Here is a 24,707-nt window from a genome sequence, read left to right as displayed (position 1 = left end):
CCCTGCGCAAGTATCAAACTCAGTAAAAAAAGACCCCGCCGGAGCAGGGTCTATACGAGGAGGATTTCCAGGCAGTGTTGCAGTGCTTGGAATTTTCTCAGTCGAGACGGTCACGAATGTCGCGAAGATCCCGACGCAACTCTTCATTCATTTTTTTGAGCTCTTCCCTGAGCTCTCTCATATCATCCCTAAGCTCATCTTCATCCATTCGGAATCGGTGCACATCCTTCGTAGCTCCACGTACATCATGTTTCAAATCGATCTTCATTCGCCCGAGTTCCTCAAGGAGATCATCCAGATCTTCCAATTCTCCTAAACCATCAAGATGCTGAAGGTGTTCAAGTTGTTCAAAATCGTGGGCAAAATCATCGAAATCAAAATCAAATTCAAATTCGTCCCAGTCGAAATCACTACGGTGGAGATAACGCCCCGAATGATGAGGCATCACGACACTGATATCAGGACCAAAAATTCGATCAAACCGTTGGTCATCGGTTTCAACAACCGTAAGTTTGAACTCAGATTCCTTACCATCTCGCATTACCTTGACTGCGGCCAGGTTTCCTTTTTCCATATCACCAATGATATCCGAAACGTCATCACCGTCGAAGACCTCGTCACCATCAACTTCGATGATCACATCTCCCGCCTTAAGACCAGCTTCCTCGGCCGGGGAATCTCCTTCAACATCCATGATCAACGCTCCACGGCCATCCTTAACCCCATAATGCTCACCAAGTTGCTTGGTCAGATCAATCAGTTTCACCCCGATGTATCCATGAGTACCATGACTATAGAACACGCCATCATTGTGACGAAAGACATTACGTTTGGATAGTTTCCGACGGGGTGGCTGCTCCCCAAGTTCAGCCTTGAGAGTCAGAGTTTTGTCGTCGCGAATAATCGTCAACTCAACTTTGTCACCGGTTTTGGTATCGTCAAGTAGATCGGTCAGATCCTCACCATCAGTGACCTTCTCGCCGTTGAAGGCAATGATCACATCATCTTCCTGGAGCCCGGCTTTCTCGGCTGGCGATTTATCAAAAACATCGTTGATAATCGCACCGTACTTGACATCCAGTTCAAAAGCTTCCACCAGATCATAGTCAACCGACTGCATAGAGATACCAAGCCAACCTCGATCCGAACTGGAACGAGACCCCGATAGTGCATGTCCGACCGCGAGAATCAGCACCAACCCCATAATCGACAACGTGACAATTATCTTCTTCATAGGTTCACATCTCCCAAATATTCAGCTTATTGCATTCTCTATTCGGTTATACGGAAGCTGTACGATTTGGTTGCAGGAGTATCGGGAATCGATAGTAGTTCAATTGACAGGCGTGATGCAGAACTCAACTTGAAGGATACCAGACCAGTTTGGCTTCGACTGAAAACGATTGATGGAGGACCATCCGACTGGAGCCAATGACAAGTATATGGTTGCCACTGTTTTGATGTATCCTGATGCGCTTGACCCTATGACTGAGGTGAGCGCGGTGTCGCCAGGAGTACCTAAATAACTATTGACATTAGGTCGAAACGATATAATAATTGCCGTCTCGCCTCTGGGCGAGTTGCTAACTACAATACTCCGGTGTAGCTCAGTTGGTAGAGCAGCTGACTGTTAATCAGCTTGCCGTTGGTTCGAGTCCAACCACCGGAGCATTTATGTACCCTCTTCGAACTCCCGGTAGATAGCAAACTCTTTCCATTGACCCTGTATCCCGCATAACTCTTGATGTTTCCGCGAGTTAGGTGAACGTGCGTCACCAGAAACACATCCCTGCGAGTCGATAATCAGGTTGGTTCAGATGCTGCCGGGGCACATGTTCCCCCAAACGTAGCCACTATCTGGGATCTTGTGACATAGATCACTATCTCAGACCATAGCAGTGTCCTCAACCACATCTGCAACGCAGTGCGAAATGAGTTCGAGTCTCGTCAACCCCGCATACTTCTAAGCTCATGCCATAATACAACTTACAACTGCACCCTAAATTTACTTTAGAACTTTTAATCCAATTATATTCTGTTATTGAACTTGATAATGATGGAACGTATCTCTTATATTTGAAATATAAATTTACGAATAGTTTTGACGACAGACAGCGACTGATTTGCATGGCTTTTTATGTTGTAGTTCAACCGCCATCCTATAAAATATGGGAAGTGTAGGGAAGGAGATTTGTGCATGAAACTAATGAGGTACACGTGTATAATCCTTCTCGGTACCTATCTTGCAATTGCCTTCTGCGCCTGTTCAGCCAGGTTTACTACTTACACCGTGCTCAAGGCATACCCCGGCCCAGAATTGCGAGGTGAGAATCGCCACGCTCTTGTACTCAGAGAGAGCGATGGAGGTTCCTATATCTGTGGAGTAGATGGTCGAGACACAACCGAGAATGGTGAAGGATTGGTAGCCTACGGAGTGCTGTTACTCCCAGGGGCTCATGATCTTGAGGTCCGTTATCATAAGTCCGACATCTATTTGAATGGACAACTTTATAAAGCATTTTCTAAGGACCCAGTTACTCTCCATGTAGATGTGAAGGCAGGCCATACGTACAGCCTTTTCACCAGGGTTGAGCCCTATAGGGAATCAAAGAAGCTGTACTCTTGGGAACCCTATTTACATGATATAACTGGGGAATCAGGATTCATTCTTACAGAGGCCCCAAGGCGGCCATATCAGTTTTCCCTTTCAGCACCCAACTCGAGAGTCAGTTTTGTCATAACACCACCTGAGACCGACAAATGGTTGATGCATAGACGGGCTGACAAGTCCGATTTCCCGATTATACTCGATTTCTTTCGATGTACCGGTATGCTTAAGCCATCGTGTCGATTAGTTTACGTGATACTAAATGAGCAGTGTGTTGATCCCAGCCATAACGTTATCAACGAGGATTGGATAAGTAAGTTCCTCATGGAGTTCGTCTTCCGTGAATGGGCACCAAGGCAGCTGCCAATAGATATCGAATCACGAAAATTCATGCAAATAGGCGAAAATGAGTATTATGAAGTGATCTGCCAGAGCATCTTCCGCGACGCGATTGACACCGAAAGTCATTCTTTCTTCATATTGTATTTGCCAAAGCGCGAAATCTCAGGAGAGCTGAGTCCAATATTTGTGGCGATGTCGGATGCGGATAAGAACCACATTGAGGAGAACATTCAGACGGTGTTGGATATGATCTCGAGTATGCAATGTGAGAGCAAAAAGTGAACCAACGACGCCAAAATAAATACGTGAGGCATGTGAAGGAAAGTAATAATAGGTAATGGAGGAGTTGATATGAAATGGGGATTGCAATGGATCACCGGTCTTTTCCTGACCGCCTTTTGTGCAAACATCGGGAGCGCAGAGGAAATACTGTCAACACACATGAAGCTCGGGGATAGCCCCGATAGTCTGACGGAAAGTCAATTAGGATCGAATCACGCCAGAACTCAGTGTCTGATTCGTCAAGTCGGAAACACGGCGGAGCTAAACAGCAAGATGTTTCGAAACAACCTCACGGGAACACTACAGGTGGGCAGCGATTTCTCAACGCAAATGAAAAACACTCTGATAACGTATTCCGAGGATTCGACTCTTGACAATAACTATCCTGTCAAAATTGGAAGTGAATTATACCTATTAGTCATGGAGAAGAGCGGAGACCAAATAGACATCGACGGAGGCATTCTGGGAATTGGCACACGGTTGCGATTCTCAAACCACAAATGGACATCTTTCCTGGGTTCCCAGTATCGTAATGGTGGGTGCCTAATCGATAGCCAGGGTCTTCAGCTTTTAGATGGTACAGAAGAGCGCGATGAAACATCGGAAACTCAAGCGGAAGTGATACAGGCGCTCGAGGCTGCTGACAGTGTACTGTCAGATACCATCACTCCCAGACATGAATTGCCAGGAAAATTCCCATCTGAGGTCGGAAAACATCTCTTCACATTCAAACTATCTAATAGTGGTAGCGTTGATATCTTAATCATGGACCTAAGTGGTAAGAAACTTAGAAAGCTGACATGCGGCCGATTGGTGGAGGGGACGAATTCGATTCCGTGGGACGGGCTCGACAATTCTGGGCACCTCCTCAGTGCGGGCCTCTACATGTATGAGATCCGTGTGGATGGTAAGGTAATCGTTCAGGATCGCCTAATGCTTCGCGTGCAGAGAGATTAGTTGTCATTACAATCGAGTATACCTGCGGAGGTCGTTACAGTCCGTTGATTCTCCAATGGAAAAAGTCACGCCTACCCTATATCCCTGTCTCAGAACACCGTGTATTGCCGTGAGCTGTGTCATAATTTACGATTATCTTCCAACGCGTTCCTGTAACCATAGTTGTGATACATCATACAAACCTTCGAACCCGCCGAGTTGTGCAATCACAATTCCGGTAGTGTTGTCAATAAGCCAGTTGCGAAATTCGTACAACTGGGGGAGCATTTTTGTACCCTCTTCGAACTACCTGTAGACAGCAAACTCTTTCCATTGACCCTGTATCCCGCATAACCCTCGACGTTTCCGCCGATTGTGACCTCAACACCGCTTTCCCCTATATTTCTAATCGATCTGAAAACTCAGCCGAAAAGTTCTGGGTATTGAACAGCTAATCCCGCTTTTCTCTTTGAACCACAATAAATTACACCGATAATCACACGGCCAGAAACCAAGCAGAATGGCTATCTAATGAACGCAAGATACACCCACAGACTGAAGATACCATGTATTTTCCACTGCATTCACGTGTCTGATAAGTAAGAAAAGGATGTTGGCAGGTACTTGCCGAGGATTGAATTACTACATGAGTTTTGTAATATAAGCGTTTAAGAAACCTAAGTTTAAATAAACAAAAGAAAGGACAAAAGGTAAAAACATGAAAAGGAAAGTATTGTATCTGCTTTTCAGCACGGCGCTACTTTTCGGTCTGCAGCCGGTTCTGGCCCAGGAGTGCGTCGAGTTAGACATTGAGTTCCCCAACGAGGCATCGTCTGATTACGGCGGAATGGTGAACGGGTTTGTGGAATTGATAAACTGTGGCGATGAAGCCGGCGTAGCCTGGCTGGAAATCGAGGTTGAGGTGATGAATCAGTACATCACTTTGGGCCTTGTACCCCTCAATCTTGGCGCCGGCGAAGGTGTGTCACGTGAGTTGTTTATACCTACTCCGCCGTCGATTTTCGGGGACTCGATAATGCTCTGTGTTACTGCTTATGCCGATGCCCACGATTCATCGGCTGCTCTGGCATCTGAGTGCGCGTCCATATATATTCCCAACTTTGGCGGAGGCGAGCTGACCGGTACCTCCCCAACGTTCGGTATGGCTCTATCTGGCGCTGAGGGTGAGTGTGTCAATGTTGACCTTGAGTTGCCAGACACTGTTCAGGCCGCGCCAGGCTCGTTTCTCGAGGGTGCTTTCGAACTGGGGAACTGTGGCGACGAGGCATCATTTATCACGCTTGAAGCCACGTTTGAGTTCTTTGATACCTCCATCACAATCGGTGGTGTCCCGGTGGACTTGGGCGCCGGTGAGACTATAGCTCGGGAGTTTCGCTTTCCCGTGCCGCCGGCCATGCCTGAGGGGGAGTATACGGTCTGCATAACGGCGACATCCGGTAGTGCGGTCGCAACTACCTGTCAAACAGTCTTTGTGGAAGGTTTCTTTCCTTCCAACGATGGAGATGACAAGGGCAGTAATAATGAGAGCAGCGTCAACCTGGGAAACTATCCGAACCCATTTAACCCAACCACCACGATCAGCTTCTACTTGGAGAACGCGGGATCTTACACAGTGAAGGTCTACGACGTGACCGGTCGGGAAGTATGGTCTCACTCTGGCTCTGCCGGTGTCGGTGAAGTAAACGTTGAGCTGGATGCCACGGGGTATTCCACCGGAGTATATTTCTACAGATTAACGACCGATGACATAAGTAGCGCTAAGAAGATGCTGCTGCTTAAATAAGAAACAAATACCTCTCATCATTTCTCCCGAAAGGGAGAAGTGATTCTCCGTGTTTGTGTTAGTATATCAGAGCAAGAGATGGACCTGCTTGCTAAGGTCTCTCTTGCTCTGTAGTGTTTAGGAGACCCAAAAATGGTTAGATCATCAGTGTTGGTGTTGCTGTCGATGCTCTGGGCGAGTACCGTAGCAGATGGGTTCGAGGTTGCGGGTGAGATTTCCGGAGAGAACGATGGTGACCAATATGGGGCTGCCATTTGCGCTGTTGATTTCAACGGGGACGGCCACTTGGACATGGCGGTGGGAGCACCCGCAAATGACGATGCCGGTACCTCCTCGGGCAAGGTTTACCTATACTTCGGGGGACCGTCAGCCGATACCGTTGCGGATCTCACTTTTGTCGGTGACCCCAGTTCATTCTTCGGCAAGTCGCTGTCATCAGCGGGAGATTTCAACAACGACGGTTACGACGATCTGCTCGTGGGAGCTCCATTCTATGATGTCCCGGCCACAAGTGCCGGCGCCGTTTATCTCTTCTATGGCGGTCCTTCGGCTGACGTCGTTGCTGATCATATTTTCACTGGCCAAAACGGCAGCGATTACTTCGGTATTGCGGTTACCGGAGCAGGTGATTTTAACAATGACTCATACGATGATTTTGCCGTTGGAGCCTACTATAACGATTGGGGCGGTTTCACCAAAGCAGGTAAAGTCTATGTCTATTTGGGCGGTCCCTCGCCCGACTTTGCTGCCGACCTGATTCTAGTTGGTACTGCCGATGGTGAGCGGTTTGGCTTTGCGATATCGTCACAAGACTACGACGGTGATTCTTATTCGGACTTGTCTGTTGGTGCCTATAGTTATGATGCTGCTTACCTCAATCAGGGCCGGGTGTATGTCTTCAGTGGTGGTAGTTCAGTAGATACTATCCCGGATTTGATAATAACCGGCGACTCGGCGGGATATAAATTTGGTTGGTCGCTGGCTTCCGGTAAGGTCAGCGGTGACAGCTATTGGGACCTAATAATGGGTAGTGACGGTGTTTCCATAGACACGTTCTCGGTTGGGGAGATATATGTGTTTAATGGCGGACCCAGCTTTGACGGTGTCGCCGACTACAGCTACAATCTCGGGCGGTTGAAACATGACTATCTGGGATTCGATGTTGCTTCCTCAGCCGACGTGAACGGTGACGGATTCGACGAAATCATAGCTGGAATGCCAGGTAATGACGATGGAGGAACCGATGCCGGTGGAGCACTGCTATTCGACGGAGGACCCTCAGTAGTTGTGGACACGAACTTTCTCGGTAGTAGTTCCGGCCAGGAAATGGGAAAAGCAGTGGGTTTCTGGGAAGACTTTGGGGCTGGTGGTGCTGTTGCGATCGCTGTAGGAGCCTCCTCTTCTGACAATTATCGTGGCAGTTTGCTACTTTATCACAAGGCGGGTGGTTCTGAGAATGCTCCCCCGGTTCTTGATCCCATTGGTCCCAAATTCGGTGTTGTGGGTACGCCTGTGATCTTCACCGTGACAGCGTCTGACCCGGATGGAACCGTACCTGCCTTATCGGCGCCCGACCTTCCAACCGGTGCTGACTTCGAAGATTATGGTGACGGCAGTGGTCTGTTCTCCTGGACTCTGGTACTTAGCGATACCGGAACGCATAGCGTGACATTCATCGCAAGCGACGAGAGCTTGTCTGACTCAGAGGTTGTGGATATAACCATCGCAGATTCATCAAGCTGTTGTCTTCTGCGTGGTGATCTTGATCATTCTGGCGTATTGAATATCGGAGACCTGACATACATGGTGGCGTACTTGTTTACTGGCGGTGTGCCTCCGCCATGCTATATTGAAGGTGATATAGACAACAACAGTAGCATAAATATAGGAGACCTGACATACTTGGTGGCCTTTTTGTTTACTGGAGGTCCACTGCCACTACCGTGTCCGTGATCGCCAGTTGACTGTCTGTCAGGAAACAATCGATGGTGCATTTTGATCCCTAGTGTTGATATGCGAGCATCCCACCGATATTTTGGGTGCTAGGAGAACATCTGGATATATCAAGGCAATTGAGGCTTTTCGATGAGCGATAGCTCGCTTAGACACATTGTCACTCGTTGTCAACAAGGAGACGACGATGCCTGGGACAAACTTATGAATATCGTGACGCCGATCATATTCTCGATTTGCCGTCAGAGTGGTCTAAATAGCCAAGAGTGCTTTGACGTGTTTGGCCAGGTCAGCTATAAACTCGTCACACACATACACCGGATTTCCTCACCGAACAAAACAGTAGCGTATGTAGCCACCACTACTCGTCGAATGGTTGCCAACTTCTTCCGGGCATCAAAGTTCGTCAACTATCTGGATTCTGATGGTATGAGTTTGTTCCCGGACTCACCTTCGGAGAGGCCGGATCAAGTACTTGAAATGAACAGGCGGATTGAAGCCCTTAAGACAGCTCTATTGACTCTCTCCGATAAAGAGAAAGAGTTGATAACAGCTCTCTTCCTTGAGAACAGCCGGCCCGATTACAAGGCAATAGCCAAAAGGTTTGGAATCCCGGTGTCTTCTATAGGACCAACCAGGGGTAGAAACCTTACCAAGCTGAGAAGAATTCTGGAAAAGAAGACAAAACGATCTTGACTAGAGAACATGGAATTTTGAGAGCTATTAGACTGTAGGTATTAGGATGGAAGTATCTGAAGAGAAGTTAGCTGAACTGCTTGCGTACGTGAGTGGCAGACTTAGTGGTTCAAGGAGACGTCAGATCGAATCTGAACTGGCCAAGGATACTGAACTCTGTGATTATCTGTCATGTCTCAGATCACTTTCGTGTGCACTACTCGGTGAAGATTATCCGGAGCTTCAAAAACCGTCGCGTGCGCTTGTGCGGCGTGTTCTTAAAGAAGTGAAAAAGTGCACTAAAGCCGGCGACATTAAAACTGGCATCGCAACTTTTGACTCACAATTGCTCCCTTTACCAAGCGGTGTTCGTCCCGCCAAAGTCAGTACCAGGCAAATGAGGTTCAATACCGATCAGTTGAGCCTCGAATTATCGCTTTATCCCGTCACAAGTGCTTCATATCAGTTGATCGGGAAGATTTCAGGTGTCAAAAAAGAAATACGCCATGCAATCCGCTTGCAGTCCGGCAGAACCAAGCTCAAGTGTGATACAAACGAGTTTCACATTTTCCAGATGAATCGCGTTCCCGCAGGTAAGTGCAAGCTAACCGTGCAAGAAAACACAAAAGTGATCATGATCGTCGAGTTGGAGTTGTGATGAAACTCTCCGATGTGAGAAAACTGAAAAATAGAGATGCCGTCAATCGGCTGATCGATAGTCGCTTCGACGGCGACATGGATAGTTTTCTGGATTGTCTAAACAGTTCCATAAATCGACTGCTCGCGACCGATCTCCGAAAAGCAAAGAGATTGGTGGACGGTTTGAGACCTTGTGTCCGCTTGTTACCGGCGAAATACAAACCCAACTTGATTGCAATGCAGGCGCGCGTCAGCCAGTGGATGGGCAATCATCGGCAGGCTTTGAAGCAATACAAGCAGGTGAGTGCGTTGTTCCGAAAACAGCGTGATTCCCGCGCTGTGGCTCTTGTTGGCCAAGGTCTTATGGATGCACAGATGTATCTGGGCTACTATGATGAAGCGATCAAAACCGGCAAGAAGTCACTTAGCTACTTTAGAAAGAAGCGGATGTCGCCGAACGTGGGCAAAGTTCTCGCGAACATTGGCAACGTGTATCACAGGATGGACCGCAATCACCTGGCCCTTGCATACTACGATAAAGCCCGTACGATTCTGGCGGCCAATGGCGGCGTAGCCGTTGCGACAGTTGACTTTAACCGGGCCAACATCTTCGCTAACCTAAACAAACTGGATGTCGCTGCTCAACTGTACAAGTTAGCGGGCGACACATACGCAAAAGAGGGATTCCATCTTTTTGAATGTAAGGCGAAGTATTCATTAGCCTATCTCTATTTTCTTAAAGACGAATATGCAGAATCACTGAGGACTTTTGAGGAAGTCCATACGACATTCGTCAAACTCGGAGACCGAAGAACTGCGACCCTTACGCAATTGGATCTGGCTGAGGTGAATCTACATTTGAATCAACTTGGGACCGCTATTCACCTCGGAGAAGAAGCCACAAACCAGTTCAGTAAGCTCGGGATGCAATATGAATCAGCCAAAGCAACGTATTTCATTGGAATTGCCCATCTCAAACTCGGTGAACCCAGATTGGCATCCCGCTATCTTAGGCGGTCTGCCAGGCTGTTCCAGCAGGAGAAGAATGACCTCTGGCTCGGGATTACATCGATGGCTCTGGCTCAGCTTTCGTTGACGAATGGGCGAATCAAAGCTGCCGATGAGGCGACGCTACGAGCCAAGCGACTTTTTAAGAAAAGCGGCGACAGGCGAAGAACCTCCGATGCTGACATACATCTGGTGCGAATCATGCTTCATAACGGTGACAGCGCAAAAGGGATTCGCGCTGCAGAATCCCTGCTCACCAGTAAGCTGGCAGGTTATCAGGTTTACGACCTGCAAATCATCCTGGGGCAGTATTATGACCGGAGCAAACAGAATTCGAGAGCCTTGGATCACTTCAAACGGGCGGTGGAAATCCTGGAAAAGATGGTGGCTGGTCTCCACTCCGATGAGATACGGTTCTTCTTTATCTTGGACAAACTGGATGCTTACAAGGGAGTTGTTGATTCACTGTTACATCTCGGGCGCTACGATTCATCGTTCTTGAGCAATCTCCGGGCATTGTCAATTATCAACGAAAGGCGACATCAGACGAGGCTGAGTTTGAAGCGTGTTCCTCGGCGTCTCCTTGATGAGCGATCGGAGCTCCGCGCTTCGATCAAGAAGTTGACTAAAGTTTCCACAGGGGATCAGCGGAGCGGTACTCAGTCTGACACTTACTACGATTCTGAACAGCGACTCTGGTCGATCGAAAGACGGATAAGGACATACTCCCACCGGCCGGTTCGTGACCGGGTGCTTGATACAGAACTGAACTCTGTTGCGGAGTTGTTGAAACCCGGGGAGTCAATCGTTAACTTCCACGCCACAAGTAGCGGGAGTATTGCTGCTTTCTGCGGTGATAAAGATAACGTCACTTGGATTCCATTGGAGATATCTTTACAGCAGTTGCGAGCAATCGTGTGGGAGCTTCATTTTGTGGTTGAAAGAGCGGTTATTGGCATCGGAAGCGGTGAATCGTCCGACGAAGCACAGAGACATTATCTCAGAAAACTATACCGCGTCCTGATCAAACCCCTGGAACAAGAATTGTCTGGTAATAGGCTAATAGTCGTTGCCGACGGTGTTTTTGCTCAAGTGCCATTTATGGCTTTGATGAATGATGGCGGCACCTACTTCAAAGACTTATTCAATCTGGATACTGTAGTCTGTCCGCATGACCTTCGACATAGAAAACGATCAACAGTGCGGTTCAAAAGGCAACCCAATGCCATCTTTGGTGTTCCATCAGAGACTATACCCGCCGTTACTGCAGAGGTTGAGAGAATAAAGTCCCTCTTCAAAACCTCTAACGTGTTCATAGGAGAAGAAGCAGATTGTGAGACCTTAAGAAAAAACCTGGCACAGACCAGAGGTTTTGTACACATAGCAACACACGCCTCACGGTCGTCTGAGAACCCGCTATTCTCTCAAATCTTTATGAGCGACGGTCCTCTGTATCCGTTTGACCTCTATGCCGAAGGGGTGGGAGCATCACTGGTTACTCTTTCAGGTTGCCAAACGGCTGCTCCGGGATTATATTACGGTAATTCGTATACCTTGGCAAAGGCCTTTCACCAGGCCGGTAGCCGGTATGTGTTGGCCTCTTTGTGGCCCTTGGCAGACAGGCACAGCGCAGCATTTATGATGTTTTTCTATGAAGCTTTGGCATCCTCCGGGCAGGTGCCGGATGCATATAGATCAGCCATAAAACAGATGTCCCGTATGACGATAGACCCGGCATTCTGGAGTGGTTTTGTACTTTTGGGCATTTAGAACAACAATGTGAAGGAAGAGATAGTATGTTAAAATATAGGCGTAAGTTACAGTTGATCATGGCGCTTAGCGTTGGATTATTCTGGAGTACCGTGCAGGCGCAGGATCCGTACATTCCCGGTCAACTCATAATGAAGCTCATTCCCTCACAGGTCCCGGACTCCGTTGTCGCAGAAATCGATGGCATAGCCATAGACAGCATTGCAGGGAGGGACATGTTCCTTGTTGAATTCCCAGCGACGTTACCGGTTGAAGCCGCCATTGAGTTTCTGTCCAATCTCCCCGATGTGGTTTTTTCCCAGCCGAACTATCAGATTAGCCTCCCCGAGATCCAGCAGACGAGTATAGCGTTTCCAGATGAAGATATCCCCCCCTTCGTTGCAGGTGCGAGTCCCGGTTCACTATACGGTCAGCCTGCCGCCTACAGCATCGGACTCGACTCTGCCCATATCATTACACGCGGTGAGGGTTCGGTTGTGGCTGTTATCGACAATGGTATTGAGTTAACCCATCCATACTTCGAAGGTTCTATAAACAGTTCAGGGTACGATTTCGTTGACCAGGACGACATTCCTGCCGAGGAACAGGGTGCCGCCTATGGACATGGTACCTTTGTGGCCGGTCTGATCCGATTGACGGCCCCCCAAACTAGCCTGCTTCCCATCAGAGCCTTTGATGGCGACGGTATCGGTACTTCTTTCACCGTTGCGAGCGCCATCAGTTTGGCCACGGTGCTTGATGTGGACGTAATCAATATGAGCTTCGTGTTTCGAGAGGACAACCCCAGCCTTCAGGCTGCTTGTGCCGAAGCCATTGATTTCGGAATCGCATTGGTGGCGGCGGCTGGTAATCAGGCGTCATCATCGTTGTCGTATCCGGCGGCTCTGCCGGGGGTAATCGCGGTATCGGCGCTGGATACGATTGATCTAATAGCCGATTTCTCGAATTATGGCACCCATATTGACGTTTGTGCACCTGGCGTCAATCTCTACAGTTCTCTTGCCGGTGAATACGAATGGGGGACTTGGAGTGGAACGTCGTTTGCCGCGCCTCTGGTCAGTGCGACCTGTGCTCTGGTCCGATCCATCAACCCCGACATAAGTCCTCTGGATATGGAAGCGCATGTTCGGATGTCGAGCGATACTGAGTTCGCATGGGGGTCGATTTCGCAGCCCGATATCTATTATAGCTACGGACGTATAGCCGCTTTCAGTTCAGTCGTTGCCTTCAGCTACGGTGATCTCGATATGTCGGGGGAGATCAACATAACTGATTTGACTGCCCTGGTAGGCTATTGTTTTCTAGGAAAGCCGCTTAGCAATCTAGGCCGACGATTGACTGATTTTGACTGCAGCACACAGTTTAATATCGGCGATGTGGTTGGTCTTGTTGAATACATATTCGGGGGGGGCACTGACTTTATGCCCTGCTACGCAGATTAGTACCAACTCAGGCCGCCGTATGGAAGCTGACCTTGTCTGATAGTTGGCCTGAATAGGAACATCGAGCCTCTCGACCCACGCATACGACCATCACATCGTATTGCTCCGTCCTTCCGCCTCGTTACAGTTCGCACCAAACGCGTGTGATCTATGCACATCGACGAAATTCAGTCCTCTGAAAAGATACTGTGTATTTTTGTACGAGTTCGCGTGTCTTAATGAGAATGAGAGGGTTATATTTGCCTGTGATGCTATTGAGGCATGCACATTACCTAATCCTAACCTTCTGTCGCATACTATGACCGTACCGAAAACAACACAAATCGCCGAGATTAACCTATTCGCCGCCTCGTTATGCAGCGCCGACGCACTGCAGAGTTTCGATGAAGGTTCGGGACGAGTTGTAGTGTGTCCATCCTACCCTACGCGCAGAAAACAGAGAACAACCGAAACCAATCATGATTCGCAGCCCGAGATCACCTTTAAATGAATGTGTCGCAAATGCATAGCGCGATCAAAGGAGGTGGTATGAAAGAGCCCTAGTTATCTTCCGATCTATCGTCCGATTCAATTCATGGATAACGTGGCAAGGTCTACGGCAAGCACGATCCGACGGTTGTGATCGTTTGCGTTCAGGCCGCGTTCACTCAATCCTAGCATTATAGCAAGAATCATTGGAGGAAACATGAGGATAAGTGTAACCGTCACGCTAATGCTCGCCCTACTCATTGCTCATTTCGAGCAGTATCCTTAGCACCCCTCCATGAGGTGTCCTTATATTTTGAGTTCCTTTTCACAAGTAATACAAATCTTAATTCAGGAGTGAAGCATGAAAAGGCATCAACTATTTTCACAGGTAAGCCTTTTTACCTTAGTAACACTTGTACTCATTGTTTCCATCGGTTTATGGATTGGATGCAGTGAAGAAAGTGCCATCACGAATGCACCCAAATCGGCAGCACAGTCGATCTTACTAAACAACATGAACCCCGGGGTTCAGGCTGTTATGGCGGTTCAGGATCGATCTACTGAGGCTTTGATGAGCCACCCGGACGTCGTGGGTACCGGAACCGGGCGTAATGAAGATGGTGAACTTGCGGTTGTCGTCTATACGGTAAGCCGGGTCCCTCAGCGGGGAACATTCACGTCGGCTGCATTAGGAAAAGTGGATGCGCTCGACGCAATTCCGGAAACGATTGACGGTTTGCCAGTTGTCGCCAAGGTGACCGGCAAATTCGTCATCTATGCCGATCCTAAGGCGCGGTTTGATCGTCCGGTTCCTATCGGTGTATCGACCGGCCATCCCGATATCACTGCCGGCACAATCGGCTGCAGGGTCAAGGACGCCGGGGGTAATGTCTATGCGCTAAGCAATAACCATATCTACGCGAACGTCAATGCCGCCTCAATCGGTGACAATGTGCTTCAGCCTGGGCCTACTGACGGCGGAACTGATCCCGCGGATGCCATCGGCACCCTCTACGATTACGAGCCGATCTTGTTGGACGGCAGCGACAATTATATTGATGCTGCCATCGCGTTGACAACGACCGGCAACGTTGGCACCGCAACACCGACGGGAGACGGCTACGGAACTCCCAGCACACAGATAGTGTCTGCCTCTATCGGTCAGAACGTGCAGAAATACGGCCGAACAACCGGTTGGACACATGGTGAGGTCTCGGAAGTGAACGTGACCGTTGAAGTATGCTATATACCGAGAGGTCCGATGATGTGCGCGGAGTCGGCAATAATGGTAGACCAGATCGCCATCACACCCGGCGCTTTCAGTGACGGCGGTGACTCTGGCTCGCTGATTGTAACTGACGACGGGAAGAACAATCCGGTCGGGCTGCTGTTTGCCGGTAGTCCCGATTATACTCTTGCCAATCCTATCCACTATGTTCTCGACAGGTTCAATGTAACGATTGACGATGGCGGTGGAGTTACAAACTATCCGCCGACTGCTGATTTCAGTTACACTACTACCGATCTCACCGCTGACTTTACCGATCTGAGTACCGACTCGGACGGCAGTGTGGTCGGCTGGGACTGGGACTTCGGTGATGGAAATACCTCGACTACCCAGAATCCTTCCCATACCTATGGCTCCGACGGCACCTACTCCGTTTCGCTGACGGTTACCGACGACGACGGAGCTACCGGCTCGACTTCGAAGGATGTCACGGTTTCGAGCGGCGTAACCAACGACCCGCCGATCGCTGACTTCAGCTTCACGACAACTGATCTGACGGCTGATTTCACCGATCTGAGCACCGACTCGGATGGCAGTGTGGTCGGCTGGGACTGGAACTTCGGTGACGGCTCTACCTCGACAGCGCAGAATCCTTCCCATACATACGGCACCGACGGCACCTACTCCGTTTCGCTGACGGTTACCGACGACGACGGAGCTACCGGCTCGACTTCAAAGGATGTCTCGGTTTCGAGTGGCGGCACCTTCACCCTGACCGCTACCGGTTACAAAGTTAAGGGCCGTAAGCAGACGGATCTGGAGTGGAGCGGCGCTACGGGCACCGACGTCGAGATTTACCGTGATAGGGCTCTGCTCGTAGTCACGGAAAACGACGGATTCTACACCGATGTAACCACTAGCGTCGGGGGCGGATCCTTCACATACCAGGTTTGCGAGATCGGCGGTTCACCTTGTTCCAATGAGGTAACGGTAACGTACTAAGAACTATCGCGATCAATGATCGAAAGTCCTTGTTTAGAGAACACGAACTCCACAGTTTAGGAGTTCGTGTTCTCTCTCAAGCAGTCAGGATGGAATGGATAATAAAACTATAGAAAGCGTATTGGAAAAATACACCAGGCAGTTGATGTCCCTTCCCGGAGTAACCGGTACCGGTTTGGGATTGTGCGATGGTATCCCCTGTATAAAGGTGTTTGTGGCGGGATTGACCGAGGAAACGAAGAAAGAGATTCCCGATCAACTCGAGGGACATCAGGTCAAGATAGAAGAATCAGGGACATTTACAGCTTACTAGTGATCTCTGCCTGGAGGCTGTCTACCCGCTTTCGCAGGATGTGATTATTGTCGTTGCCGCCAGCTACCTCTTGAAACCAGGAATATCGCTCCCCTGCTTGAAGAGCTCAATGCTGGACATGAGCCAGAGTGATGACAATTGCCGGTGGCATGCAAAGATAGGTTTCGAGCTGCAGTCGACTGAGTGGGATCAATCCTAATTGCCCCGACTTGTCCTTGACTATCCTTTCAGGTGGACCATCTTATCCCCTCCCGTCGACATTCGTGCTCACGGACTGATCTTCGTATCCCTCTCCCCTGCCCCAATATAATTGACAATGACCAAGGCTTGACTGTACCAGTTTGTACCTCTATGACGACATTCAAAAAACGGTTCAAATTGGTGCAATGTGGTACAACTGTGCAATCAAGTTCGAAACGTGGTTCACGTACGGAGCATCTTTGTACCCTCTTCGAACCAACCGTGAACCGCAAGCTCTCTGAATCAAGTCCATGACCCACCTAACCCACAACGTTTCCGTTGGTTAGTTGGACATGAACAACCATTAGCACAACTCTACGAGCTAATCATCAGATCTGTTCAAGTGCTACTGGGGCACATGTTCCCTCGAACGCAGCCACTATCTGGGATCTGGTGACTTAGATCACTATCTCAGACCATCGCAGCTGTACATCGTCAAAACCTATCGTATTTTACAGTTCTGTAGATAGCTCCCGGTTCTCCCGCCATTGTGCCGGTTCATCCCCACGTGTGTGGGGAAGCCACTGTTCAATGACCCGTATAGCTTTAGCTCTGATTTACTTCGTACCCAGATTAGGCTGAACCGCTGCAACTAACCCTCAAACTGTATCGATAACTGGGACAGGTCAAACCGTGTTCTCAGGTAAATGGAAACATCTCAGGCCAGAAGCGGAAGTCCCGCTGCCCGACACGCGCCTCGGCGATATCCCTTGGGAAAGAGTTTCCCGAAATCATCAAGCTCAATGTTGCATGATCGGCACACTTCGTATATTGTGGGAACATTATTTGTGCCACGATAGATATCTCTTAAAAATCGAATGATCACCCAGTGTTCCTCAGTCAGACCGTCAGGAAGGCTCCAATTGAGTACAACCCACTGGGCAAATCGCTCGTTCCATTTCTCGAAATCCTGGAGGAAGCCAAGCTCATCCACTTTGTGTTCAGCCTCAACCGGAGGGGCAGTTTCGTAGGTGAGCCAGATATTACTTTCAGACATGAAAGCAAAGTTGATACCAGCAATCCTGCAAGCGCCGCGATGATACCCAGCAGGAAAAAGTTCGCGGAGTCTGCTCAATCTCATTTCGTTGTCTGAGCAGGCTATCACAACGACAGGGACAGTGTTTTCTGCAAGGAATTTTCCTCTGACATAGTGAATGAATTTCCAGTGGTCCTCTGTTAGGCCGTCATATATGCCCACCATTCCAGCCATTCCATCAGCAAAATCCTCGTCCCATTTGTCAGGCAGATCAAGAAAGCCATAGCCGTCAAGCTCATACTCTTTTCCATTGAAAGTGACAGTCTGCTGATCCATCCATTAGTCCTCTCACGCCAGTGAAGCTCTGGCCACTTAGCCTTAATCAGGATAAGAAATATGAAGGGACAAAGCAACTGAAACTGATTAGACGCTAGGAGAATAGCTGCTGCATTCAGGCTGGGCAATTCAAAGCTACTCAGAACAGTAGTCAAGTTCGGAAGGCCGTTTACTCAACAGCGAAAATTCTGAAATCACAGCATGAACTACCTTCCATCAGTGTGGTCGTGCGCTGCAGACGAAGGCGTTCGTTTATTGCTCTGTATGCAATATCATCGACACTGCAGCACATAAGATAGCCTACAGTGGGATGGTGGTCTCTATAATACCTTACCCACTCACATTCCGTTGTGTGAGTTACTATCTCAGTATCAGATGAGCTGATGAGTTCCGCTTCCAATCCGGCCGAGTGTATTTCGAGTTCCTCTGGATCTTTGCTGAATCGAGTTCGACGTCTCTTGATAAATTCCTCAACGCTGAGTTTCTCGAAATTTGTCATCGCAATCTCTTCCAGTCTGATATCATAGGCAAGAAGCATACCTAAGCAACCGAAACGGTCAATCAGTGATTCGGCCATCAGTGCAAAACCATGGCAGTATAGATGTATGGCCTCGTAGGTGGTCGAAGATCTGTGTATGGGACCCTGGGCTAACTTCTCCCTAATCTGGAGCAAAGGGGGTGCAGCCATGATGATTTCTCTATCTTCATCCTCTTCGTCATTACTGTCGTGATCAGCAAAGAACACTTCCAGGATTCCTTCCATAGGGCGCTCTGAGTCTGCGATATTGCAGGAACTGGGTGCTTCGCTCCAGCCGTTTGAGAGTATTTGATCCAAAAACTCCACATCAAATCGCAACAATGCGTCGTTCCATACTTCCAAGGCCGATTCGCGCCCAAGCCTATGAGTCATACACATCAGCCAATGGGAGTACTCGCTCAGGACGTAATCATATACTGACCTAAGTTCTAGAAGGAATGTCCGGTTCCTGCATGGTACATTGTTCATGTGAACCTCCTGAGTCCATGTAGTGACTTCATTTGGACAATCTTCCACATACAGGTGATTTCAATTGCAAGCCAAGCACTCGAATCCATTCAGATTGTTGATGGCACTCTGAACCTGATGTATAATCCAACTATTACCACACATCCGATGAGATGTAGAACGCATGGATGGTGAGTCAGGCACCACTATCAGCATGCATGCCTGAAATAGATTAACACTTTGATCTATGCGACTTCTTTCAGTCACTCCTCTCAATCTTCTCAGAATCAGTACTTATCTACATCACGATCGAGTTAAATACTACGTCGTGCACACCTCCAATTACAACGTCCCGTTTGTGGTATTCCATTAGCTGTATTAGCTGTCTTTTGCAATTGGAACATGGTGCAGCACAGAACTTCGCTCCGGTAGCGTCAATCTGCATCAATTTCATCGTTCCAGATACATTCATTCGAAATTCATGAATATCATCCATGGCAGACAAACCACCGCCGCCGCCGCAGCACCAGTTTTGGCTACGATTGGGAGTCATCTCGCGGAAGTCAGCGCAGGCTGCTTTCATGATGATTCGAGGCTCCTCGACAATCCCGCAACTCCGTCCGAAGTTACAGGGATCGTGATAAGCGACCGGATCAGGGTTACGATCCTTGTCGAATTTGATTTCGCCGTTCTCAACACATTTCGCAGTGTACTGGAGAACGTTCGTGATCTCAAAAGGAAGTTTACCCCACCAACCGGCTTTTTCCATAATGAACTTCATGATACGATGGGCGTGACCACATTCACCCATCATCATGGTCTTGCTGCCGAGGCGTTTGCATTCCTCGACGTACAACTTGTTGTCCAGTTTCATCGAGGCATCATCACCCGTGAACAAACCATAATTTGCGCCATCAAAAGCCTTTGAACTTAGAGTCCACGATACTCCAGTCATGTGGAATACCTTGGCAATCCCCATGACAGCTTCAGGATTGACTAATAAGTCACCAGAAGGCGGAACAAAGAAGACATCAGCACCAACTTCATCATAAGGGATCCTGACATCTATCCCACAATTGTCCTTGATTTCTTCCTCAAGAAACTTGACTGATTCAGTAAAAGCCACTTTGGACGCGCCATCAGTGTTCCCGGTTTCGAGAGAGATGGCAACTACCTTCTGCAGGTTCTCGGGTGTCCAACCCAGTTTATCCGCGATTGCTCTTCCTTTCCTGGTTATCACCGAATTGTCTATACTCATCGGACAGAAGGTTGCACAGCGGCGACAGCCAGTGCACTCGTAAAAGGCGTCAACGAATTGTTGCATATCGCCGTTGAAATCTTCTGCACCAACGGCTTTCCCAAGCAATTTGCCCGACATCGTCTCATGTCTCTTATAGATAGAGCGGATCAGGTCGGAGCGTAGAACTGGATTGCGCAGATCCGTCGGGCCACCCTTATAGACAGGACATTGCTCGGCGCAGGTACCACATTTTGCGCACATCTCCATATATAGTTTCAATACACGAGGACCTTTATCGATGGATCTACAGGCACTGGTGACTTCCTCGTTTATCTTGCTTCCAGTAGTCTTCTGCTTGATTGCCTCATGAGCCTCAGGATTCTTCGTCATAATGCTGTCTCCCTTCTAAGCTTTCTTAATAACAGTCTGAGTGAAGAACATCCCGCCAAAGTGCATGATTTTGCTGAAAGGGATAAAAATGATCAAGAGCTGCGCCAGTAGGAAGTGCAGCGTAAACATACCAACCTGCGGTATTATCGCCGCACTAAGTGAGAATGTGAAGAGAGCCGAGAAATATGTTCTGGTTATTTCCAGATCGAAATGCTCTCCAAACCTCATGGCGTTACCGGTAACAAGAATGGCAGTGATCAACAGCAGAGTTATATAGTCAGGAAGATTAGAGATTTGTCGAACGCGCGGTACAGCAAGTCTTCGCACTATTAGCACAATCGCAAGGACCATAATCAAGATACCTGCTGCACCACCGGAGACAGCACTCATCTTATCTGCATTGATACCAAGAGCTGCCCACAGCTTCGGAAAATCAGTGACAACTCGTATGTGTCCGACAAAGATCAAAGCGAGCATGACATGAAATATCCAGGAAATTCCCCAGAGGACCTTGTCTCCCTGAAAGAGACTTGGGAATAGAAACGATTCCTTGAGTACATTAAAGAAAGTCTCTGACCCAGCTTTTGGAGCCGGGAAGAGAGTCAGTGCACCTGGTTGCGGTGTGTGAAACCAGGTATAAAGCCTGTATCCCATTCCGAGCACGAAAATCAACACGGTAATGAATGGTAGAATGCCAAGAATGAAGTAATTCAAAGTAAGCTCCTTTCCGAGCGTTTATCTGCTTCTCTCAAACCTATGGAGGGGTAGTTTCATATGACTATCTGCACCTTTTCGACAGCAGGCTACAGACATCCGCTCGGTCTCGGCAAGCCAGCCAACCGATATGCTCCTCTGGCAACACCACACGGGAACAAAGTACAGATTTTCTTCGAATCGAAGTTGGTTCGCTTACTGATTTCCAGGATCGATGGACCTCTCTTGTGTTTCTCGAAGTACTCCTTCACAAACTCGATGATTTTCCAATGGTCCTCCGTTAGAGGGCCAATGTCATTCCTATGGGCAAGTTCCTCAGCAATCTCTCGGGACCACGACGACATTTCCCTCAGGAAGCCATCTTCGTTTTCCACGTTGTCCACATTTTCGTTACCTGACTCTGACATAATTCCTCCAATATCAAGTAGGTATTAGATCCTATCTCTACGATAATCCTCTCTGGTCCCCAAACTGATTCTGACGACTAACATAACTATGAGATTTCTCCTGAAATCAGATCAGAAAGCGTTCGGGCTGTGAAACGACGCTGATCTAACGCATAAACTAGCTTGTTGCATTCGTCCGGGAGCTTGCGCCCGTTGCCCACGAGTATTACCTTGACGAAGGGGATCCGAGGATCATCGGCGAGCAACTGCGCAAAATCCCGGCTGCGAATGCTGCCTAGTGAACAGTCGATAACCACATAATCGGGTCGAAATCCCTCGATCTCCATTGAACATCTGTATTCGCAGTCTGTTATCTTTACATTGTAGCTGAAATGTTCTGAGTCGACTTCAAGTGAAGTGCGCACATCTTGTTGATCAGTAACGACCAGGACATTCGGAGCTTGCCCACGCACCATCTTGAAGTAGTCGCATTCCTCGCAGCTACTCTTGCAGAATCGCCTGGCATGTCCAGCCTTGATAGGTAAGCCAGAGATTTCGTAGCAGCGAAGGCTGCGGGAACGATAGACTACACAGTCCTGGCATTCTGACGTGATCTTGCCATCCTGCGAGTTGAACTCCCAGCAGTAATGGATCGAAGCACGCTTCTGCGTTGTAGGGGTTGACTCTCCACTGCCAAGAAAGGAGTCAAGTGCAGATCGAGGAACGCGATGATGTCCTCCAGGAGTGCGTCGAGCAGATAGTCTACCAGCTCTGATCCACTTGAGAACAGTATCCGGAGTTACTGAACAAAGCGCAGCAATTTGCCCTGTAGTGAGATAGTCCTTGTAGGAGCCTTTAGTCATCACAAGTCGTCTCCTATGACACTATTGAATTTATCGATTCTATCGATTCTATGGTATTATGCTAAATGACGAAATGATTGTCAAGCGAATAAAGCGGGCAATGGGGCAGACTTGTTGGCAAACCCTCCGTTGTTGGACCAGCTGGTGTCATGTGTGAAACTATGGTCTGATCTTGACTAGGAATTATCTTTGATCACCGACTTCTATAGATTGCAGCCCTTTGCTGAATGTGGAAGATCACAATGCTATCACACTCGGCGGCAGATTTGTACAAAGTATTCAAGTCCCTGAATTGCTATGGTACAACATATCAACTGTATGTGCCCTGTCACATCTAAGTTTGTGACGGTATTTTGACTGTGAAACTTTCCGTAAGCTTCCCTGTCAAGTAGACAATTCATAAGTAGAGACCAAAGCGTTGAATCTTCACCAAACCACGGCGATACGCCTTTCAGATCACGATGGCCACCAAGTGAATTGTAACTTGACTCTCATTACCTGCCCACTTTGTTTGCAGGCGTACACTAACTGGACGCTACGGCCTTCTGAGCAACGTCGGACTAGGAGGCGGGAGATCGAGGAGGTATTATTGCGTTACGGCCTCATGAAAGAAATCAGTGACGTGTCACACCATTTCGGAAACCGAAAGAGGACATCTTAACCAGTAGCTACCCAGCAGAACCAGCTCTCAAACTATGTGAAAGAACGGGATAGACTCAGGAGGTCAAGAATGAAAAGAACAATCGTGATAGTAGCTACTCTACTTGTAATGACGATGGTGGGGTTTGTGACGGCAGCTAGCTCAGGGGCTTCCGACGACAGCATGCAGCCGACAACCGAATGGCGGTCTCCGCCCGAAGACTTACTGGAGGTGCTCCACGCAAAGCGGCTCCCCTGGGTGTGGACGGCTCCAACTGGCGAGTACATGCTCCACGCAGATCCCGTGCAATATCCTCCCCTCGCCGAGCGAGCCGCACCGATGCACAAGCTGGCCGGCATCAGGGTCAATCCCGCCGTCAACGGCTACCATGGCGATCACGGGGGCACCTCCCCCCGCCTAGTCCGGGTCGAGGATGGAGCTACGACACCGCTCGATCTACTGGCGAACAGCGAGGTCCACGACGTGGAATGGACCGTGGACGGCCACCGCTTCGCGCTCACCGTCGGGCACGCCGATCACATCGGCCTTTGGGTCGGCTCAGTGGAAGGCAACGTGACCAAGATCGAGAACCTGGCTCTCAACCCGCTGATGGGCACCGCCGTGAGCTGGCTACCCGACCAGGAGCGCCTGCTTGTCCGCCGTATCCCCAAGCGTGGACCGGCTCCCGAGCCGCCAGCCATACCGGCAGGTCCGGAGATCCTTGAGGGAGCGGGAGCCTCGGCCCGCTCCACTTACGAGGCGCGCAACCTGCTCGAGACTGCTCACGACGATGCCCTCTTCGAGTACTACACCACCTGCGAGTTGGTGATTGTCGACCCAAGGACAGCCGAACTGAAAGCCGTCGGTGCACCCGCTCCCTATACCACGGCCGAGTTCTCACCGGACGGCGAGTATCTCCTCATCGAGCGTCTGATCGGTCCCTGGTCCCATGAGGTGGCCTGGTGGCGCTTCGCAAGCGAGATCGAGGTGTGGAACCATGAGGGCGATCTGGTAGCGAACATCGCCTCCCTGCCCCTGTCCAACGAAATCCCGATCCACGGTGTGCCAATTGGCCCGCGCTCTGTTGCGTGGCGTCCCACTACGTCCCACACGCTTTTCTGGGTTGAGGCGCTCGACGGAGGAGATCCAGTAGCCGAAGTATCACACCGCGATCGACTGATGCGTTTGGACGCACCCTTCACAGCAAAGCCCCAGGAGATCTTCCGAGCCGAGCACCGTATCCAACCCTGGCGGAACGCCTGGGGCGCCGAGGGCGGCACGCTCATGCTCACCCAGCGCGAGCGGATACGCCGCAGGCGCTACGTCTGGCTCCTGGACGTGGACGAGGGCACGTCGCGCCTGTGGTTCGATCTCGACGAGGACGACAGCTACAGAAATCCAGGCTATCCCCTGCTCCGTCGGCTGCCCAACGGTCGCCGGGTGCTGCGCCAGCAGGGAGACGCGGTC

General features: G+C 49.4%; 18 protein-coding genes and 1 tRNA gene. 12 read left to right on the top strand and 7 right to left on the bottom strand.

Annotated features, from left to right (window positions below; genetic code table 11):
• Window positions 1–97: 97 nt before the first annotated feature.
• Window positions 98–1,234, bottom strand: coding sequence for a PDZ domain-containing protein (locus KOO62_08435; GenBank protein MBU8934022.1), 1,137 nt, complete (start codon window positions 1,232–1,234; stop codon window positions 98–100).
• 362 nt (window positions 1,235–1,596) lie between these two features.
• Between KOO62_08435 and KOO62_08430 the strand changes: the two genes are divergently transcribed.
• The 11 genes from KOO62_08430 to KOO62_08380 all read left to right on the top strand — a co-directional run bounded on the left by KOO62_08430 (window position 1,597) and on the right by KOO62_08380 (window position 16,470).
• Window positions 1,597–1,669 (top strand) — tRNA-Asn (locus KOO62_08430).
• A gap of 528 nt (window positions 1,670–2,197) precedes the next feature.
• Window positions 2,198–3,232, top strand: a complete 1,035-nt coding sequence (locus tag KOO62_08425) for a hypothetical protein (GenBank protein MBU8934021.1) — start codon at window positions 2,198–2,200, stop codon at window positions 3,230–3,232.
• 69 nt (window positions 3,233–3,301) lie between these two features.
• Entirely contained in the window at window positions 3,302–4,189 is an 888-nt protein-coding gene (locus KOO62_08420; protein ID MBU8934020.1) for a hypothetical protein, read from the top strand.
• A gap of 697 nt (window positions 4,190–4,886) precedes the next feature.
• Window positions 4,887–5,972 carry a T9SS type A sorting domain-containing protein gene (locus KOO62_08415; protein MBU8934019.1) on the top strand — a complete coding sequence of 362 codons (1,086 nt, stop codon included), beginning with the start codon at window positions 4,887–4,889 and terminating at the stop codon, window positions 5,970–5,972.
• A 132-nt stretch (window positions 5,973–6,104) separates the two neighbouring features.
• Window positions 6,105–7,925 (top strand): FG-GAP repeat protein, encoded by a 1,821-nt coding sequence (locus KOO62_08410; GenBank protein MBU8934018.1) that lies wholly within the window; start codon window positions 6,105–6,107, stop codon window positions 7,923–7,925.
• A 132-nt stretch (window positions 7,926–8,057) separates the two neighbouring features.
• Window positions 8,058–8,621 (top strand): sigma-70 family RNA polymerase sigma factor, encoded by a 564-nt coding sequence (locus KOO62_08405; protein MBU8934017.1) that lies wholly within the window; start codon window positions 8,058–8,060, stop codon window positions 8,619–8,621.
• 46 nt (window positions 8,622–8,667) lie between these two features.
• The gene (locus KOO62_08400; protein ID MBU8934016.1) at window positions 8,668–9,258 is read left to right on the top strand and encodes a hypothetical protein; all 591 of its coding nucleotides are present in this window, start codon (window positions 8,668–8,670) and stop codon (window positions 9,256–9,258) included.
• Window positions 9,258–12,017 (top strand): CHAT domain-containing protein, encoded by a 2,760-nt coding sequence (locus tag KOO62_08395; protein MBU8934015.1) that lies wholly within the window; start codon window positions 9,258–9,260, stop codon window positions 12,015–12,017. Before KOO62_08400 ends, KOO62_08395 begins: the two co-directional genes overlap by 1 nt.
• Before the next feature lie 26 nt (window positions 12,018–12,043).
• Window positions 12,044–13,459, top strand: a complete 1,416-nt coding sequence (locus KOO62_08390; protein MBU8934014.1) for a S8 family serine peptidase — start codon at window positions 12,044–12,046, stop codon at window positions 13,457–13,459.
• Between the two features lie 829 nt (window positions 13,460–14,288).
• Complete coding sequence (locus KOO62_08385) at window positions 14,289–16,157, top strand: PKD domain-containing protein (protein MBU8934013.1); 1,869 nt, start codon at window positions 14,289–14,291, stop codon at window positions 16,155–16,157.
• 94 nt (window positions 16,158–16,251) lie between these two features.
• Entirely contained in the window at window positions 16,252–16,470 is a 219-nt protein-coding gene (locus KOO62_08380) for a hypothetical protein (GenBank protein ID MBU8934012.1), read from the top strand.
• Between the two features lie 898 nt (window positions 16,471–17,368).
• Here KOO62_08380 and KOO62_08375 read toward each other — a convergent pair.
• From KOO62_08375 to KOO62_08350, 6 genes are all read right to left on the bottom strand, one after another.
• Window positions 17,369–18,022 (bottom strand): TusE/DsrC/DsvC family sulfur relay protein, encoded by a 654-nt coding sequence (locus KOO62_08375; GenBank protein MBU8934011.1) that lies wholly within the window; start codon window positions 18,020–18,022, stop codon window positions 17,369–17,371.
• A gap of 169 nt (window positions 18,023–18,191) precedes the next feature.
• Window positions 18,192–19,028: an L-2-amino-thiazoline-4-carboxylic acid hydrolase gene (locus tag KOO62_08370; GenBank protein MBU8934010.1), complete on the bottom strand. Its 837-nt coding sequence runs from the start codon at window positions 19,026–19,028 to the stop codon at window positions 18,192–18,194.
• 277 nt (window positions 19,029–19,305) lie between these two features.
• Entirely contained in the window at window positions 19,306–20,637 is a 1,332-nt protein-coding gene (locus tag KOO62_08365) for a (Fe-S)-binding protein (protein ID MBU8934009.1), read from the bottom strand.
• Window positions 20,638–20,652: 15 nt separating this feature from the next.
• Complete coding sequence (locus KOO62_08360) at window positions 20,653–21,351, bottom strand: respiratory nitrate reductase subunit gamma (protein MBU8934008.1); 699 nt, start codon at window positions 21,349–21,351, stop codon at window positions 20,653–20,655.
• Between the two features lie 89 nt (window positions 21,352–21,440).
• On the bottom strand, window positions 21,441–21,758 hold the full coding sequence (locus KOO62_08355) for a TusE/DsrC/DsvC family sulfur relay protein (protein MBU8934007.1): 318 nt from the start codon (window positions 21,756–21,758) through the stop codon (window positions 21,441–21,443).
• Window positions 21,759–21,844: 86 nt separating this feature from the next.
• On the bottom strand, window positions 21,845–22,600 hold the full coding sequence (locus KOO62_08350) for an excisionase family DNA-binding protein (protein MBU8934006.1): 756 nt from the start codon (window positions 22,598–22,600) through the stop codon (window positions 21,845–21,847).
• A gap of 730 nt (window positions 22,601–23,330) precedes the next feature.
• On the opposite strand from KOO62_08350, the gene KOO62_08345 reads away from it, so the two are divergent.
• Window positions 23,331–24,707 (top strand): S9 family peptidase (locus KOO62_08345; GenBank protein ID MBU8934005.1); only part of this gene is annotated, 1,377 nt, incomplete at its 3' end.

It is taken from the genome of Candidatus Zixiibacteriota bacterium (genome assembly GCA_019038695.1).
Classification (GTDB): domain Bacteria; phylum Zixibacteria; class MSB-5A5; order GN15; family FEB-12; genus B120-G9.
The sequence above is the reverse complement of the archived record's forward strand: the minus strand, read 5'-3'. Positions and strand labels throughout refer to the sequence as shown.

What these genes read in the sequence shown, in the direction of transcription:
- KOO62_08435 (MBU8934022.1), bottom strand. Translation starts at nt 1,234, where the DNA reads ATGAAGAAGATAATTGTCACGTTGTCGATTATGGGGTTGGTGCTGATT.
- KOO62_08425 (MBU8934021.1), top strand. Translation starts at nt 2,198, where the DNA reads ATGAAACTAATGAGGTACACGTGTATAATCCTTCTCGGTACCTATCTT.
- KOO62_08420 (MBU8934020.1), top strand. Translation starts at nt 3,302, where the DNA reads ATGAAATGGGGATTGCAATGGATCACCGGTCTTTTCCTGACCGCCTTT.
- KOO62_08415 (MBU8934019.1), top strand. Translation starts at nt 4,887, where the DNA reads ATGAAAAGGAAAGTATTGTATCTGCTTTTCAGCACGGCGCTACTTTTC.
- KOO62_08410 (MBU8934018.1), top strand. Translation starts at nt 6,105, where the DNA reads ATGGTTAGATCATCAGTGTTGGTGTTGCTGTCGATGCTCTGGGCGAGT.
- KOO62_08405 (MBU8934017.1), top strand. Translation starts at nt 8,058, where the DNA reads ATGAGCGATAGCTCGCTTAGACACATTGTCACTCGTTGTCAACAAGGA.
- KOO62_08400 (MBU8934016.1), top strand. Translation starts at nt 8,668, where the DNA reads ATGGAAGTATCTGAAGAGAAGTTAGCTGAACTGCTTGCGTACGTGAGT.
- KOO62_08395 (MBU8934015.1), top strand. Translation starts at nt 9,258, where the DNA reads ATGAAACTCTCCGATGTGAGAAAACTGAAAAATAGAGATGCCGTCAAT.
- KOO62_08390 (MBU8934014.1), top strand. Translation starts at nt 12,044, where the DNA reads ATGTTAAAATATAGGCGTAAGTTACAGTTGATCATGGCGCTTAGCGTT.
- KOO62_08385 (MBU8934013.1), top strand. Translation starts at nt 14,289, where the DNA reads ATGAAAAGGCATCAACTATTTTCACAGGTAAGCCTTTTTACCTTAGTA.
- KOO62_08380 (MBU8934012.1), top strand. Translation starts at nt 16,252, where the DNA reads ATGGATAATAAAACTATAGAAAGCGTATTGGAAAAATACACCAGGCAG.
- KOO62_08375 (MBU8934011.1), bottom strand. Translation starts at nt 18,022, where the DNA reads ATGGATCAGCAGACTGTCACTTTCAATGGAAAAGAGTATGAGCTTGAC.
- KOO62_08370 (MBU8934010.1), bottom strand. Translation starts at nt 19,028, where the DNA reads ATGAACAATGTACCATGCAGGAACCGGACATTCCTTCTAGAACTTAGG.
- KOO62_08365 (MBU8934009.1), bottom strand. Translation starts at nt 20,637, where the DNA reads ATGACGAAGAATCCTGAGGCTCATGAGGCAATCAAGCAGAAGACTACT.
- KOO62_08355 (MBU8934007.1), bottom strand. Translation starts at nt 21,758, where the DNA reads ATGTCAGAGTCAGGTAACGAAAATGTGGACAACGTGGAAAACGAAGAT.
- KOO62_08350 (MBU8934006.1), bottom strand. Translation starts at nt 22,600, where the DNA reads ATGACTAAAGGCTCCTACAAGGACTATCTCACTACAGGGCAAATTGCT.